This window comes from Pandoraea bronchicola (genome assembly GCF_902459805.1).
Taxonomy (GTDB): domain Bacteria; phylum Pseudomonadota; class Gammaproteobacteria; order Burkholderiales; family Burkholderiaceae; genus Pandoraea; species Pandoraea bronchicola.
The window spans coordinates 1-15,775 of record NZ_CABPST010000021.1; the positions used below are offsets into that span (position 1 = coordinate 1).

The window sequence follows — 15,775 nt, forward strand, 5'->3', positions numbered from 1 at the left end:
CCAGTCGCGGATCGGCCAGATTGACGTAACGGCGCACGAATTCCGGTGCGTTCGGATCTTGCGGGGCGAGGGCCATGTTGCTTTTCACTCCAGATAAAGGTGCCGACGTCTCGCGTCGGCCAAAAATTGATTGAATCTCACGTACGGCTTATGCCGTGACGGTTATGGCGTCAGTGCCGCGTTGGTCGGGGTATTGCCCTGCGCGTCACCTTCGGCCGATGTCGCAATCGGCTCATAGGGCAGGGCGCCATCGAGCACTTTGTGAGCTCTCGCAAAGTCGACGTCTTTTTCCCAAGCCGCCACGACAAGCGTCGCCACGCAGTTGCCAAGCAGGTTGGTAACGGCCCGCGCAATGCCAACGAACCAGTCGACCGGCAAGATCAGGACCAGGCCGATGACTGGAATCGCCGGGATGGCCGCCAGCGTCGCCGCCAGTATCACGATGGCCGACCCCGGAATGCCATGCGCCCCCTTGGACGTCAGCAACGACACGAGCACCACGAGAATCAGGTCATGCATCGACAACGGCGTGTTGGTTGCCTGCGCAATGAAGATGACCGCAAGCGTCAGGTAGATGGAGAAGCCGTCGAGGTTGAAGGAGTATCCCGTCGGCACGACCAGACCCACCGTGGACTTCTTGATGCCCATCCACTCGAGCTTGCGCATGATCGCGGGTAACACCGCATCGGACGACGCGGTGCCCAACACGATGGACAACTCTTCACGGAAGTATTTGATGAACTTGAAGATGTTGAAGCCCGCCAGACGCAACACGCCCCCCAACACTACGGTGACGAAGACGAAGCAGCTCAGGTAGAACACAAGTACCAACAATCCCAACTGCTTGAGCGACGATGCACCGTATTTGCCCGTGGTGAACGCCACCGCGCCCAATACACCCAGCGGCGCCAGACGGATGATGAATGCCATCACACGGAAGAAGACATGGCTCAGGTCTTCAATGAAACGCGCCACCGGACGGCCTCGCTCGCCAAGGGCCGCCAACGCACAGCCGAACATGACGGAGAAGACGAGGATCTGCAGAATGTCGCCCTTCGCAAAGGCATCGGTGATGGTGTCAGGAATGATCTTCAGCAGGAAGCCAGCAGTATCTTTCAACCCCTTGGCATTCTCGGTGTAGGCCGCCATCGCGCTCGGGTCGAGACTGCGAATGTCGATGTTCATTCCTTCACCCGGACGCGTCACCCAGGCCAACACAGCACCAATGACCAGCGCGAAGGTCGTGATGATCTCGAAGTACAAGATCGCCTTGATACCTACCCGGCCGACTTTGCGCAAATCGCCCGCGCTCGCCATGCCACTCACGACGACACAGAAGACGATCGGTCCAATGACCATCTTGATCAACTTCAGAAAGCCATCGCCCAACGGACGCAACGACTCTCCCAACTGCGGAAACCAAATGCCAAGCGCCACACCCACTATCAACGCAATGACGACTCGGCCAAACAACGAACGGAACAGCTTGGGCATGGTTTGTCTCCTCTGCCTGCGCAAATCACTCTCTCGGATTTCGCGATCTCTACGTCGGACGGACTGCTCTCGGGGGCTGATTTCTCCACCGCAACAACGAATTGGCGCGCTCGACGCCCGCCAACACCTCACTGCATCCAAACAAGTCATACCGGTCTGACCAGTGATGTTATGGGGAATATTAGAAAGCCAATATAGTCCGGTCAAGAAGCGGCTTCTGAGGGGATTCCCTATGGCACGGCGATTCGCCACGCGGGAACACTGGCCCGGTACGGCGGAGGTTTCCCGGCGCGCCAGCGGCCTGAGCGGGTGAGGGGATATTTGGCGTCGTACAATGCGCCATACGTATCCCTGCATTCCCTGAGAGGCCTCATGAAGCATTCGGCGCATGCCGTAACCGACGCCGCCGTCGCCATCATCCGCGAGCGCATTGAACGTCAGGTCTACCCGGCCGGCGCAATGCTCCCCTCGCAGCGTCAACTCGCCGAAGAGCTGGCCATCAGCCGTGCTTCGCTACGGGAAGCCCTGTCGACGCTCGAAGCGCTCGGCATGGTCGCCATCCGCCCCGGCAAAGGCGTGTATGTGAACGATGCGTCGGCGCGTCTGGGCGTCGCCTGGCGCTTCGCCGACCAGATCTCGCTCGCCGACACGTATCAACTGCGCTACGCACTCGAAGGCTTCTCCGCCCGGCTCGCCGCCCACGCCGCCAGCGCGAGCGAAATCGAGTGGCTCACGGACAACGTCGAAACGATGAAGGGCGCGTTGATCGACGGCGATGTCGATACCGCCGCCCAACTCGACTTCGCGTTCCACCTGCGCATTGTGGGTCTCGCCGGGAACGCCGCCATTGCCGATATCCTGCGCGGCAGCACGGAAATCGTCATGGAAAGCCAGCGCCTGCCGTTCTATCAACGCGAGCTGGTGCTTTCCACCTATCATGAACATCTGGAGATCCTCGACGCCCTGCGCCGCCGCGACGGCGCCGCTGCAGGGGCCGCGATGGAGCGCCATATCGTGCTGGCGGCCCAGCGGGCGGGCATTCACTTCCCTATCCCCTCTGCGTATTCGTCAACCGGTGGCCTTACCCGTAGGGAGAACGCAGAGCGTACTGACATGCCGCACGTTCAGCTTTGAGATGATTGGGATTTGCGCTATACTTTGAAGGTTTTAGTCATTTAACCCTCACCCTAGCGCCTACCCGCCTGACATCTCGTCCGCAGTCCGAGCATCCGCTGTGCGCATATTCCGCGCAATTCCGGTGCCCGCGCTGATGTCATCGCGAGCGGACGATGGGGCTGGCAGCCGGGGTGAACCCTTCAGGAGTTTCCCGTGCTGCCGTCATTCCCACCCGCCATTCTCGCGCTCGCTGACGGCACGGTCTTTCGTGGGTACGCCATCGGCGCTGCCGGTCACACCATCGGTGAAGTCGTGTTCAACACCGCGATCACCGGCTATCAGGAAATCCTCACCGACCCCAGCTATGCGCGTCAGATCGTCACGTTGACGTATCCGCACATCGGCAACACGGGCGTCAACGGTGAAGACGTCGAAGCCACGAAAGTCCATGCCGCAGGCCTGATCATCAAGGATCTGCCGATCCTCGACTCGAATTTCCGAGCCAACAAGACGCTGTCGCAATACCTGAAGGACGAAGGCGTCGTTGCCATCGCCTGCATCGATACGCGCCGCCTGACCCGTATTCTGCGTGAGAAGGGCGCTCAGAATGGCTGCATCCTCGCCGGCGAAGAAGCCGACGAAGGCAAAGCCGTCGCCCTCGCTCAATCCTTCCCCGGACTGGCCGGTATGGACCTCGCCAAGGTCGTCTCGACCACGCAGAAGTACTCGTGGACGGAAACAGAGTGGCGTCTGGGCGAAGGCTACGGTGAGCAAACGGATTCGAAATTCCACGTGGTCGCCCTCGACTACGGCGTCAAGCGCAATATCCTGCGCATGCTCGCCCAACGTGGCTGCAAGGTCACCGTCTTGCCCGCCCAAAGCTCGGCCGACGACGTGTTCGCCCTGAATCCGGACGGCGTGTTCCTCTCGAACGGCCCCGGTGACCCCGAGCCGTGCGATTACGCCATCGCCGCCACGAAGACGTTCCTCGAGCGCCGCATCCCGACCTTCGGCATCTGCCTCGGCCACCAGATCATGGGCCTGGCCGTCGGCGCCAGGACGCTCAAGATGAAGACCGGCCACCACGGTGCCAACCACCCGGTCAAGGATCTCGCGACCGGACGTGTGGTCATCACCTCGCAAAATCACGGCTTTGCCGTGGACGCGAACAGCCTGCCGGCCAATGCACGCGTCTCGCACGTGTCGCTCTTCGACGGCACGCTGCAAGGCTTCGAATTGACGGATCGCCCGGCATTCTGCTTCCAGGGCCACCCGGAAGCGTCGCCTGGCCCGCACGACATCGGCTATCTGTTCGACCGCTTCGTGCAGTCGATGGCCGACGCCAAGCAGCCCGCGTAAGCGCTGCCGCGACGGGATACGGATAAGGAAACGCGCACCATGCTCGGAAACTCGATCGGCATCGTCAACCTCTGGACCTATCTGGCCGGAGTGGTGGTGGTCATTCTGCTGCCGGGGCCGAACTCGCTCTACGTGCTGTCGGTGGCAGCCCAGCGCGGCGTTCGTCACGGTTACGCAGGGGCGTGCGGCGTGTTCCTCGGCGACACGATCCTCATGACCCTCGCGGCTGCCGGCGTGGCGTCGCTGCTGCACGCACAGCCGGCGCTGTTCTTCGTGGTGAAGTACCTCGGTGCGGCCTACCTTTGCTGGATGGGCCTGAACATGCTGCGCGGCGCACTCGCCAATGCGCGGGCCGCACGGGCCAACGCAGGCGCAGAGGTTGCAGCGCCCAAGCGGGTCGACGCCGATCACCCGTTCAAGCGCGCGCTGTTCATCAGCTTGCTGAACCCGAAGGCGATCCTGTTCTGCGTGTCGTTTTTCATCCAGTTCGTCGATCCGGGCTACGCCTACCCCGCCGTGTCGTTTGCGGTGCTGGGCGTGATCGTGCAGACCTGCAGTTTCCTGTATCTGAGCACGCTGATCCTGGCCGGTTACCGCCTGGCCGAGCACTTCCGGCAACGTCGCCGGTTGAGCGCCGGGGCAACCGGCGGCGTGGGCGCGCTGTTCGTCGGCTTCGGTGTGAAGCTCGCGACCGCGACGCTGAGTTAAATTTTTGTTGAGAACGTTATGCCAAAGCGCACAGACATCAAGAGCATCCTCATCATCGGCGCCGGCCCGATCATCATCGGTCAGGCATGCGAATTCGACTATTCCGGCGCGCAAGCCTGTAAGGCGCTGCGCGAGGAAGGCTATAAGGTCATTCTGATCAACAGCAACCCGGCCACGATCATGACCGACCCGGATACGGCCGATGTGACCTACATCGAACCGATTACCTGGGAAGTCGTCGAGCGCATCATCGCCAAGGAGCGCCCGGATGCCATCCTGCCGACGATGGGTGGCCAGACCGCGCTGAACTGCGCGCTCGACCTGCATCGCCACGGCGTGCTCGACAAGTACAAGGTGGAACTGATCGGCGCATCGCCCGAAGCCATCGACAAGGCCGAAGACCGTCTGAAGTTCAAGGATGCGATGACCAAGATCGGCCTCGGTTCGGCCAAGTCGGGTATCGCCCACTCGATGGAAGACGCCCTCGCCGTGCAGGCCCAGATCACGGCCGAAATCGGCGGCAGCGGCTACCCGATGGTGATCCGCCCGTCGTTCACGCTCGGCGGCTCGGGCGGCGGCATCGCCTACAACCGCGAAGAGTTCGAAGAGATCTGCAAGCGCGGCCTCGACCTCTCGCCCACGCGCGAACTGCTCATCGAAGAGTCGCTGCTGGGCTGGAAGGAATACGAGATGGAAGTCGTGCGCGACCGCGCCGATAACTGCATCATCGTCTGCTCGATCGAAAACCTCGACCCGATGGGTGTCCACACGGGCGACTCGATTACCGTCGCCCCCGCCCAGACCCTGACCGACAAGGAATACCAGCTGCTGCGTAATGCGTCGCTGGCAGTGCTGCGCGAAATCGGCGTGGAAACGGGGGGCTCGAACGTCCAGTTCTCGATCGACCCGAAGGACGGCCGCATGGTCGTCATCGAAATGAACCCGCGCGTGTCGCGCTCGTCGGCGCTCGCCTCGAAAGCGACCGGCTTCCCGATCGCGAAGATCGCCGCCAAGCTGGCGGTCGGCTATACGCTCGACGAACTGCGCAACGAGATCACCGGCGGCGCTACGCCGGCCTCGTTCGAGCCGACCATCGACTACGTTGTGACCAAGGTGCCGCGCTTCGCCTTCGAGAAGTTCCGCGAAGCCGATGCCCGCCTGACCACGCAGATGAAGTCGGTCGGCGAAGTGATGGCCATGGGCCGTACGTTCCAGGAGTCGTTCCAGAAAGCCATGCGCGGTCTGGAAGTGGGGGTGGATGGTCTTGACGAAAAGTCGACCGACCGCGACGAGATCGTTGCCGAAATCGGTGAGCCGGGCCCGGACCGTATCTGGTATGTGGGCGATGCATTCCGTCTGGGCATGAGCCTCGAAGAGGTGTACGCGGAGACGGCCATCGACCCGTGGTTCCTGGCGCAGCTCGAAGCCATCGTCAAGAAGGAACAGGCATTGGCTGGCCGCACGCTGGAAAGCCTGACGACCGACGAACTGCGCTTCCTCAAGCAGAGCGGCTTCTCGGATCGCCGTCTGGCCAAGCTGCTCGGTACCGACCAGACTGCGGTGCGCCGTGCCCGTATCGCGCAGAAGGTGCGCCCGGTCTACAAGCGCGTGGACACCTGCGCCGCCGAATTCTCGACCAACACCGCCTACATGTACTCGACCTATGAGGAAGAGTGCGAAGCCCAGCCGACCAACAAGAAGAAGGTCATGGTGCTTGGCGGCGGCCCGAACCGTATCGGTCAAGGTATCGAGTTCGATTACTGCTGCGTTCACGCTGCGCTCGCGCTGCGCGACGACGGGTACGAGACCATCATGGTCAACTGCAACCCGGAAACGGTGTCGACCGATTACGACACGTCAGATCGTCTGTACTTCGAGCCGGTGACGCTGGAAGACGTGCTGGAAATCGTCGACCTCGAAAAGCCGGTCGGCGTGATCGTGCAATACGGCGGTCAGACCCCGCTCAAGCTCGCCCTGGATCTCGAAGCGAACGGCGTGCCCATCGTCGGCACCAGCCCCGATATGATCGACGCCGCAGAAGACCGCGAGCGCTTCCAGAAGCTGCTGCATGACCTCGGCCTGCGTCAGCCGCCTAACCGCACGGCCCGTGCCGAAGACGAAGCGCTCAAGCTTGCCGCCGAAATCGGTTATCCGCTGGTGGTGCGCCCGTCGTATGTGCTGGGTGGCCGTGCCATGGAAATCGTCCACGAGCCGCGTGACCTCGAGCGTTACATGCGCGAAGCCGTCAAGGTGAGCAACGACAGCCCCGTGCTGCTCGACCGCTTCCTCGACGATGCCATCGAATGCGACGTCGATTGCATCTCGGACGGCACGGACGTCTATATCGGCGGCGTGATGGAGCACATCGAACAGGCTGGCGTCCACTCGGGCGACTCGGCTTGCTCGCTGCCGCCGTACTCGCTGTCGGCCGAGACGATCGCCGAACTCAAGCGTCAGACGGCCGCCATGGCCCGTGCGCTCAACGTGATCGGCCTGATGAACGTGCAGTTCGCGATTCAGCAGGGCAACGGCGTGGACACGATCTACGTGCTCGAAGTGAACCCGCGCGCCTCGCGTACGGTGCCGTACGTCTCGAAGGCGACCGGCCGTCAACTGGCCAAGATCGCCGCCCGCGCGATGGTCGGCCAGTCGCTCAAGTCGCAAGGCGTGACGAGCGAAGTGACGCCGCCGTACTTCAGCGTCAAGGAAGCCGTGTTCCCGTTCGTGAAGTTCCCGGGCGTCGACCCGGTGCTTGGACCGGAAATGCGCTCGACGGGCGAGGTGATGGGCGTAGGCCGCACGTTCGGCGAGGCACTCTTCAAGTCGCAATTGGCCGCTGGCTCGCGCCTGCCGGCCTCGGGTACGGTGCTGCTCACGGTAAAGGATGCTGACAAGCCGCGCGCAGTCGAAGTCGCCCGCATGTTGCACGCGCTGGGCTATCCCATTGTGGCAACGCGGGGGACGGCAGCGGCCATCGAAGCCGCCGGTATCCCGGTGCGTGTGGTCAATAAGGTGAAGGACGGCCGTCCGCACATTGTCGACATGATCAAGAACGGCGAGATTGCGCTGGTGTTCACCACGGTGGACGAGACCCGCACGGCGATTGCCGATTCGCGCTCGATCCGCATGTCGGCACAGGCACACAAGGTCACGTACTACACGACGATCTCGGGTGCGCGTGCGGCCGTGGAAGGCCTGAAGTATCTGCAGAACCTCGAGGTGTACGACCTCCAGAGCCTGCACGCTTCGCTGCCGGCCTGAATGTCCGCCGCCTGAGGCGGGCAAGCGGAGTCAGTGCCCCGGGGCGGCTCGCTGCCCCGGGCAATGTTGCGGAAATGGCGCGCTCGCCGGGGAACCGATCTCCGTCTGGGGCGCCAAATGCTGCATATGTGGCGCAACGTCGTGTCGTCAGCCTGTGGGTTGGCAGCGCCGGCAACTCTGCTACACTAACGCCATACAGGTGTCACAGCCGCGGTCAAGCGGCGTTCGCAAAAAGTGCGAATGCGGCTTTGCTGCGGCAATTTTTTTGTCTTTCGGAACAACGCGCATGAGTACCATTCCTCTGACCAAACGGGGCGCCGAGCTGCTCAAGGAAGAGCTGCACCGCCTGAAGACCGTCGAACGTCCGAACGTGATCACTGCGATTGCTGAAGCCCGTGCGCAGGGCGATCTGTCGGAAAACGCGGAATACGACGCCGCGAAAGAAAAGCAGGGCTTCATCGAGGGGCGTATCGCTGATCTCGAATCGAAGCTCTCCGCTGCCCAGATCATCGATCCTTCGGCACTCGATGCCGAGGGTCGTGTGGTGTTCGCCGCGACGGTCGAACTCGAAGACCTCGAGAACGGCGGCACGGTGCAATATCAGATCGTCGGCGACGATGAAGCCGACCTGGAGCACGGCAAGATTTCGGTGAGTTCGCCGATCGCACGTGCGCTCATCGGCAAGTACGCAGGCGATGTGGCCGAAGTGCAGGCCCCGAGCGGCGTGCGCGAGTACGAGATCATCGATGTCCGCTACGTCTGACGTGACGTCTGCCGGCAGTGCACCACGGCTGGAACGAGCGTTCCGCCTGATGGCGACTGTCTGGTGCGGTAGTCAGTGGGCAATCGGCTATATCGTTGCGCCCACACTATTCGCGGTGCTCGAATCGCGCACCGTGGCGGGAACGGTTGCCGGTCGGCTGTTTCACACGCAAGCCTGGCTGAGCCTCGTTTGCGGTGTTTTGCTGGTCTGGCTGGCAACGGCGCTCATCGCCCGGACGGGGGACGAGCGCGCCGCACGCAGCTATCGTGGCCTGCGCTGGCTGGCGGTGGCGATGATGGTCTGCGTGCTCATCAGCTGGTTCGGCTTGCAGCCGTTTATGGCGGATCTTCGCGCGCAGGCGCAAGCGTCGGGTGTTGAGATCGGTCAGTCGCCTCTTGCTGCGCGCTTCGGCATGCTCCACGGTATTTCGAGTGGAATTTATCTGCTGCAGAGCTTGCTGGGCATCGCGCTGATCTGGCGTCAGCCGGTGCGCGGCTAAATGCCGCAGGGGGCGCGATAACGCTGGCTTCAAGGCTTGCCAAATCGCCGTCCCCCATAAAAAAACGCGCCCGACGATGTCAGGGCGCGCTTTTTTTGAGGGCTGACGGAAAGTGTGTTTGATCCGCCACCGTTTGCTTAGTCGTTACGCTGGCGCTTAACGCTGGTCTGGCGCTTCTTGGCGCGTTTGACGATACCGCCAGCGGTCATGCGCTCGTTGCCGGCAACCGTCACCTTCTTGACGGTGGGGCGACGTCCGGCGTTGGTGCTGCTCTTGACGACCGTGACGGTGCGCGGGGCGCGGCCCTTGACCGTTGCGCCGGTACCACCGGTTCTGGAGCGAACCGGGGCTTGCGTTTCGTCCGGCGTCGGACGGTACAGGACTAGCAGCTTGCCGATGTGTTGCACCGGCGCGGCACCGAGCTGGTCGCAGATCGATTCGTAAATGGCCACGCGCGTGTCGCGTTCGTCGCCGAACACACGCACCTTGATCAGTTCGTGGGCCTTCAGGGCGCCGTCGATTTCCTTGAGCACCGCCGGCGTCAAGCCGTCGGCGCCGATCAGAACGACAGGATTCAGCGCATGGGCGGCGGAGCGCAAGTCGGCGCGTTGCGCCGGGGTCAGGGTCAAAGCGGGCATAGAAGACAGACGAGACAAACGAGTTAGGATGCGCCCGCAAGCGGTGGCCGGAACGCCTGCAGTGACTACAGGCGGGCAAACGGATTTTGGGCGCGCAAGGGCGTATTATCCTGCAAATTCGCAGTATTTTTGAAGAATTATGGCAAAAAACCGTTTCAGCCACGCATGGCTGCACGATCACATCAACGATCCCTACGTCAAAATGGCGCAGCGCGAGGGTTATCGTGCCCGCGCGGCGTACAAACTCAAGGAGATCGACGAGCAGGACCGGCTGATCAAGCCGGGCCAGGTCATTGTCGACCTCGGCTCGACGCCGGGAAGCTGGAGCCAGTATGCGCGCAACAAGCTCGCGGGCGGCAAGCGCGTCGAGGGGGGCATCGACGGAACGATCATCGCGCTGGATATTTTGCCGATGGAACCGATTGCCGACGTCCACTTCCTGCAGGGCGACTTCCGCGAGGACAGTGTGCTCGAGCAATTGGAAGAAATCGTGGCCGGACGCAAAGTGGACCTTGTAGTTTCCGATATGGCCCCCAACTTGTCCGGTGTGGCGTCGGCCGATGCGGCGCGGATCGAGCATTTATGCGATCTGGCGCTGGATTTTGCACAGCGACATTTGAAACCTGAAGGGGCGTTACTGGTCAAATGTTTCCACGGCAGCGGCTATAGCCAGATTGTCGAAAAATTCAAACACCAGTTCAAAACGGTGGCGCCGCGTAAGCCCAAGGCGTCACGGGACAAATCTTCCGAAACGTTCATTCTCGGTCGGGGTCTGAAAAATCCGGGTTGATGCCCGTCAAACCGGCGCACTGGCGCTATGGTGGCGGTAGAGAATCACTATGGCGGTGCGCCTGCGAGTGGATTAGAATGAATTCCTGGCGCGAAGCGATTTCATGAAGGAGTAACGCTTTGAACAATAATATGTTTTCCAAAGCGGCGGTGTGGTTAGTCATCGCGCTGGTCTTGTTTACTGTTTTTAAACAGTTCGACAAGCCGCACGTCCAGGAGGGCGTGACGTACTCCCAGTTCATGGACGATGCCAAGAACGGCAAGATCAAGAACGTGGTGGTGCAAGGGCGAAGCCTTCAGGTGACGCCTAGCGACGGCCAGAAATACACCATCGTGTCGCCCGGCGACATCTGGATGGTGGGCGATCTCATGAAGTACGGGGTTCAGGTCTCGGGTAAGGCCGACGAAGAACCCAATATGCTCATGAACGTGCTCTATTACCTCGGACCAACGCTGCTGATCATCGGCTTCTGGTTCTACATGATGCGACAGATGCAGGGCGGGGGTAAGGGCGGTGCCTTCTCCTTCGGTAAATCCCGCGCGCGTCTCATCGACGAGAATGCCAATCCGGTCACCTTTGCCGACGTCGCGGGTTGCGACGAAGCCAAATACGAAGTCGGCGAACTGGTTGACTTCCTGAAAGATCCTCAGAAATTCCAGAAGCTGGGTGGCCGTATTCCGCGCGGTGTGCTGCTTGTCGGCCCGCCGGGAACTGGTAAGACGTTGCTGGCCCGTGCCATCGCAGGCGAAGCCAAGGTGCCGTTCTTCAGCATCTCGGGTTCCGACTTCGTCGAAATGTTCGTCGGCGTGGGGGCTGCCCGCGTTCGCGACATGTTCGAAAACGCGAAGAAGCAATCGCCGTGTATCGTTTTCATCGACGAAATCGACGCGGTCGGCCGTCATCGTGGCGCAGGCATGGGCGGCGGTAACGACGAGCGCGAGCAGACGTTGAACCAGATGCTCGTCGAGATGGACGGTTTCGAAGCCAACTCAGGTGTGATCGTGATCGCCGCGACCAACCGTTCGGATGTGCTCGACAAGGCGCTGCTGCGTCCGGGCCGTTTCGACCGTCAGGTCTATGTCGGCTTGCCGGACATCCGCGGCCGTGAGCAGATCCTGAAGGTGCACCTGCGCAAGGTGCCGATCTCGAACGACGTCGACGCATCGGTTATCGCACGTGGTACGCCGGGCATGTCGGGGGCGGATCTTGCCAACCTGGTGAATGAAGCGGCACTGTTCGCGGCGCGTCGTAACAAGCGCATCGTCGAAATGCTCGACTTCGAAGACGCCAAGGACAAGATTTTCATGGGTCCGGAGCGCAAGTCGGCAGTGATGCGCGACGAGGAGCGCCGTGCGACGGCCTATCACGAGTCGGGCCATGCCGTGGTGGCGATGTTGCTGCCGGGCGCCGATCCGGTGCACAAGGTGACGATCATCCCGCGCGGTTGGGCACTGGGCCTGACGATGCAGTTGCCGGAACACGACAAGTACTCGGAGTATCGCGACACGATGCTCACGCAGATTGCCATCCTGTTTGGCGGTCGTGCGGCAGAGGAAGTGTTCATCAACAAGATGTCGACGGGGGCTTCGAACGATTTCGAGCGTGCCACCAAGCTCGCACGCGACATGGTGACCCGCTACGGTATGTCGGACGCTCTGGGCCCGATGGTCTACGTCGACACGGAGCAGGATTCGGTGTTCGGTCGCATGTCCTCCAAGTCGGTGTCGGAAGCCACGCAGCAGAAGGTCGACGGTGAAGTTCGCCGCATTCTCGACGAGCAATACGCGTTGGCCAGGAAACTGCTGGAAGACAATCGCGACAAGGTCGAATCGATGACTCAGGCCCTGATGGAATGGGAAACGATCGACGGCGAGCAGATTGGCGACATCATGGATGGCCGTCCGCCGCGTCCGCCGAAGAGTGGTTCGGCGAACGGTGGTGCGTCGGGTGGGAATCCGCCGCTCAAGCCCAGCAATACCCCGGCGACCGTCTAAACGGACGCCTTGGCAAGCGGAAAGTGCTGCCAACCCAGAAAGGCCGGCCTCTCGCCGGCCTTTTTGCATTCAGCGGCAGGTGGGGGCGAGTCAGTGCCGCGATGCTTGGGATGTGATGAAAATCGGTGTTACGGAGTGTTTCCGCCGTCGATACGGCGAGCGATTCCGGTAACATTACGGCCATACGCGGCGCTCGGTAGCCTCGGGCGCGCGGGCCTGCCCTCCCGCTGAACGGGCCGCTATATTGGTCTTACTGAGCTACGAGCTTCCGAATGTCCTCCGAGCAGTCTCAATCTATTTCCTCCGACCTTCCTGGTGCCGACGACGTCGTGCTGTCAGGTGAAGCATCCGACACGCCGGCCAAGCCCGATTCGCTCGCCTTCGGGCCGCGTTTCAGGCTGGACGCACACCGTGTTCACGTCATGGGTATCCTGAACGTGACGCCGGATTCGTTTTCCGACGGCGGCAAGTTCGTTGCCAGAGACGCCGCCCTGCGCCATGCCGAGCAGTTGATCGCCGACGGTGTCGACATTCTGGATATTGGTGGCGAGTCGACTCGTCCGGGGGCCGAAGCGTTGCCAGAGGACGCAGAACTCGAGCGTGTCGTGCCGATTGTGGAAGCCTTGCGCGATTGTGGCGTGCCGCTTTCGATCGATACGTACAAGCCGGGCGTGATGCGCGCCGTGCTGGCCGCTGGCGCCGACATGATCAACGATATCTGGGGATTTCAGCAGCCCGGTGCCATCGAAGCGGTGCGCGACAGCGAAGCCGCGCTGTGCATCATGCATATGCTGCATGACCCCAAAACCATGCAGGACGCGCCGATCTACACAGACGTTGTTACCGAAGTGGCGGCTTTTCTAGACGGTCGCGTGGACACGTTGCTTTCAGCAGGCGTTGCGCCAGCGCGCCTGTATCTCGACCCGGGTTTCGGCTTCGGCAAGAATCTTGCCCATAATCTCGCCTTGCTCAAACATCTGCGGGTGTTGTCACGCGATGGGCTGCCGCTACTCGTCGGGATGTCGCGAAAACGCATGCTTGGCGAAATCACGGGGCGTCAGTCGCCACTTGAGCGCCGAGTGGCAAGCGTCGCTGCCGCAATGTGTGCCGCGCAGCAAGGCGCGACCATCGTACGCGTGCATGACGTCGCCGAGACGGTCGATGCACTCAAGGTGTGGCAAGCCGTGCGCGACGCTGAGTAAAACCGGGGCGGATAGCGCCGGACAGACCAAGGTCGTCGCGGCAGTATCCAGCGGGGACTGATCGGGGACGCACACCATGGAGAATGCCAGTGCGATCCTGCGTCGTCTGATGACGAGCGGCAAGAGAATATGAAAGACGCGCGCGTGCGGATCGACAGCCGGCGCGACGTATCAACAGGGAACGATGCAACGATGAAACGACGCTATTTTGGGACCGATGGAATTCGCGGCACGGTGGGGGAAAGCCCGATCACGCCGGATTTCGTGCTGCGGCTTGGCTATGCGGCTGGCCGCGTGCTTGCCGGTAATCAGACGGCGGGCCGCCCGACCGTATTGATTGGCAAGGACACCCGTGTCTCTGGCTATATGCTCGAAGCCGCGCTGGAAGCCGGTTTCGCCGCTGCGGGCGTGGACACCATGCTCGCTGGGCCGATGCCCACCCCGGCGGTGGCGTATCTCACCCGGGCGCTGCGCCTGGCCGCAGGCGTGGTCATCAGCGCATCGCATAACCCGTACCACGACAACGGTATCAAGTTCTTTTCGGCAGATGGCAACAAGCTGCCGGACCAGACCGAACTGGCCATCGAAGCCGAACTCGACAATCCGATGACGTGCGTGCGCTCCGAGCAGCTTGGCAAGGCGCGCCGTCTGGACGACGCCGCGGGCCGCTACATCGAGTTCTGCAAGAGCACGTTCCCGAACGACTTCGACCTGCGCGGCATGAAAATCGTGGTCGACTGCGCCAACGGCGCCGCGTATCACATTGCGCCGCACGTCTTCCATGAACTGGGGGCTGAAGTCATCGCGATCGGCAACCAGCCGAACGGCTTCAATATCAACGAAGACTGCGGCGCGACGGCACCTGATGCTCTGATGCGCGCTGTGCGGGCGAATCATGCCGATCTTGGCGTGGCACTGGATGGCGACGCAGACCGACTGCAAATCGTCGACGGTGCAGGGCGTCTCTATAACGGCGACGAATTGCTGTACCTGCTGGTCAAGGACCGGCTGGACAACGGCGGTGTGCCGGGCGCAGTCGGCACGCTGATGACCAATATGGCCGTCGAAGTCGCCCTCAAGGGATTGGGCGTGCCGTTCGTGCGCGCCAAGGTCGGTGATCGCTACGTGCTCGAGCAACTGTACAAACACGGCTGGCAGATCGGTGCGGAAGGCTCCGGCCACATCCTTTGTCTCGACAAGCACACCACGGGCGACGGTATCGTCTCCGCGCTTCAGGTGCTCGCCGCGATTCGCCGTGCGGACAACAAGCCGTTGGCGAAATTGCTCGATGGTGTGCGCCTGTTCCCGCAGCACATGATCAACGTGCGCACACCGGCGGGGTACGACTGGCAGAACGACAGCCGACTGGCCGCCGAGCGCGAAGCCATCGAGGCCAAGCTGGGGGACACGGGGCGCGTGCTCATCCGCGCATCCGGCACCGAGCCCGTGCTGCGCGTGATGGTCGAGGCGCGTGAGGATTCGCAAGCCGCTTCCTTGGCCCAACATCTGGCAAACATCGTCAAATCGGCGGCATGACCTGCCTTTGCCGTCTGCGGCCGTCGCAACGCGCGACGGCCGGTGAAGCGTTCCGGCAGCACTCAACGAACTGAATCTTCCCGGCGGCGACGCCACGCCATGGATCGCCGTATCACCGTACCTCGCCGTACCGCTCATGCTTTTGAGCTTCCCATCATGGCAATGTATCAGACCGGGCGTTCACATTTGTGACACTGCGACTGAGTGTTGTCAGACTATTTCCGACACTTTTCCGTCATTGTCACGGCGCTGACACACGTCCGGAATCCGCTGCGCTAGGCGGGAAATGCGCTTGGGAAATCTCTGAAAGCCGCGCCAATCAAAGGTTTTGTGGCATCTCCGTCGCAGGGCGGAAGCGAATGCAATGTGTCAATTCCGAGGCGACTCTGTGACGCGAATATTGTGAGCTTTCCGA

At 61.8% G+C, this 15,775-nt stretch carries 12 protein-coding genes; 10 read left to right on the plus strand and 2 right to left on the minus strand.

The window, feature by feature from the left end; translation table 11 throughout:
* Nucleotides 1–162: 162 nt before the first annotated feature.
* The gene (locus PBR20603_RS23530) at nt 163–1,494 is read right to left on the minus strand and encodes a C4-dicarboxylate transporter DctA (protein WP_150561876.1); all 1,332 of its coding nucleotides are present in this window, start codon (nt 1,492–1,494) and stop codon (nt 163–165) included.
* A gap of 372 nt (nt 1,495–1,866) precedes the next feature.
* On the opposite strand from PBR20603_RS23530, the gene PBR20603_RS23535 reads away from it, so the two are divergent.
* The 6 genes from PBR20603_RS23535 to PBR20603_RS23560 all read left to right on the plus strand — a co-directional run bounded on the left by PBR20603_RS23535 (nt 1,867) and on the right by PBR20603_RS23560 (nt 9,200).
* Nucleotides 1,867–2,628: a FadR/GntR family transcriptional regulator gene (locus PBR20603_RS23535; protein WP_150561877.1), complete on the plus strand. Its 762-nt coding sequence runs from the start codon at nt 1,867–1,869 to the stop codon at nt 2,626–2,628.
* Between the two features lie 195 nt (nt 2,629–2,823).
* Nucleotides 2,824–3,969, plus strand: a complete 1,146-nt coding sequence (gene carA / locus PBR20603_RS23540) for a glutamine-hydrolyzing carbamoyl-phosphate synthase small subunit (RefSeq protein WP_150561878.1) — start codon at nt 2,824–2,826, stop codon at nt 3,967–3,969.
* A 39-nt stretch (nt 3,970–4,008) separates the two neighbouring features.
* Nucleotides 4,009–4,677, plus strand: coding sequence for a leucine efflux protein LeuE (gene leuE / locus PBR20603_RS23545; RefSeq protein ID WP_150561879.1), 669 nt, complete (start codon nt 4,009–4,011; stop codon nt 4,675–4,677).
* Between the two features lie 18 nt (nt 4,678–4,695).
* Nucleotides 4,696–7,938: a carbamoyl-phosphate synthase large subunit gene (gene carB, locus PBR20603_RS23550; RefSeq protein ID WP_150561880.1), complete on the plus strand. Its 3,243-nt coding sequence runs from the start codon at nt 4,696–4,698 to the stop codon at nt 7,936–7,938.
* A 286-nt stretch (nt 7,939–8,224) separates the two neighbouring features.
* Complete coding sequence (greA, locus tag PBR20603_RS23555) at nt 8,225–8,701, plus strand: transcription elongation factor GreA (protein ID WP_150561881.1); 477 nt, start codon at nt 8,225–8,227, stop codon at nt 8,699–8,701.
* Complete coding sequence (locus tag PBR20603_RS23560; RefSeq protein ID WP_150561882.1) at nt 8,685–9,200, plus strand: DUF4149 domain-containing protein; 516 nt, start codon at nt 8,685–8,687, stop codon at nt 9,198–9,200. Before greA ends, PBR20603_RS23560 begins: the two co-directional genes overlap by 17 nt.
* A gap of 137 nt (nt 9,201–9,337) precedes the next feature.
* Here PBR20603_RS23560 and yhbY read toward each other — a convergent pair whose 3' ends face one another.
* Nucleotides 9,338–9,838, minus strand: a complete 501-nt coding sequence (gene yhbY, locus PBR20603_RS23565) for a ribosome assembly RNA-binding protein YhbY (RefSeq protein ID WP_150561883.1) — start codon at nt 9,836–9,838, stop codon at nt 9,338–9,340.
* Between the two features lie 139 nt (nt 9,839–9,977).
* Between yhbY and PBR20603_RS23570 the strand changes: the two genes are divergently transcribed.
* From PBR20603_RS23570 to glmM, 4 genes are all read left to right on the plus strand, one after another.
* Entirely contained in the window at nt 9,978–10,628 is a 651-nt protein-coding gene (locus tag PBR20603_RS23570; RefSeq protein WP_010805272.1) for an RlmE family RNA methyltransferase, read from the plus strand.
* A 119-nt stretch (nt 10,629–10,747) separates the two neighbouring features.
* A complete protein-coding gene (gene ftsH / locus PBR20603_RS23575) occupies nt 10,748–12,622 on the plus strand; it encodes an ATP-dependent zinc metalloprotease FtsH (protein WP_150561884.1) in 1,875 nt (624 codons plus the stop codon).
* Between the two features lie 272 nt (nt 12,623–12,894).
* Nucleotides 12,895–13,824: a dihydropteroate synthase gene (folP, locus tag PBR20603_RS23580; RefSeq protein ID WP_425495841.1), complete on the plus strand. Its 930-nt coding sequence runs from the start codon at nt 12,895–12,897 to the stop codon at nt 13,822–13,824.
* A gap of 192 nt (nt 13,825–14,016) precedes the next feature.
* On the plus strand, nt 14,017–15,360 hold the full coding sequence (gene glmM / locus PBR20603_RS23585; protein ID WP_150561885.1) for a phosphoglucosamine mutase: 1,344 nt from the start codon (nt 14,017–14,019) through the stop codon (nt 15,358–15,360).
* Nucleotides 15,361–15,775: the final 415 nt, after the last annotated feature.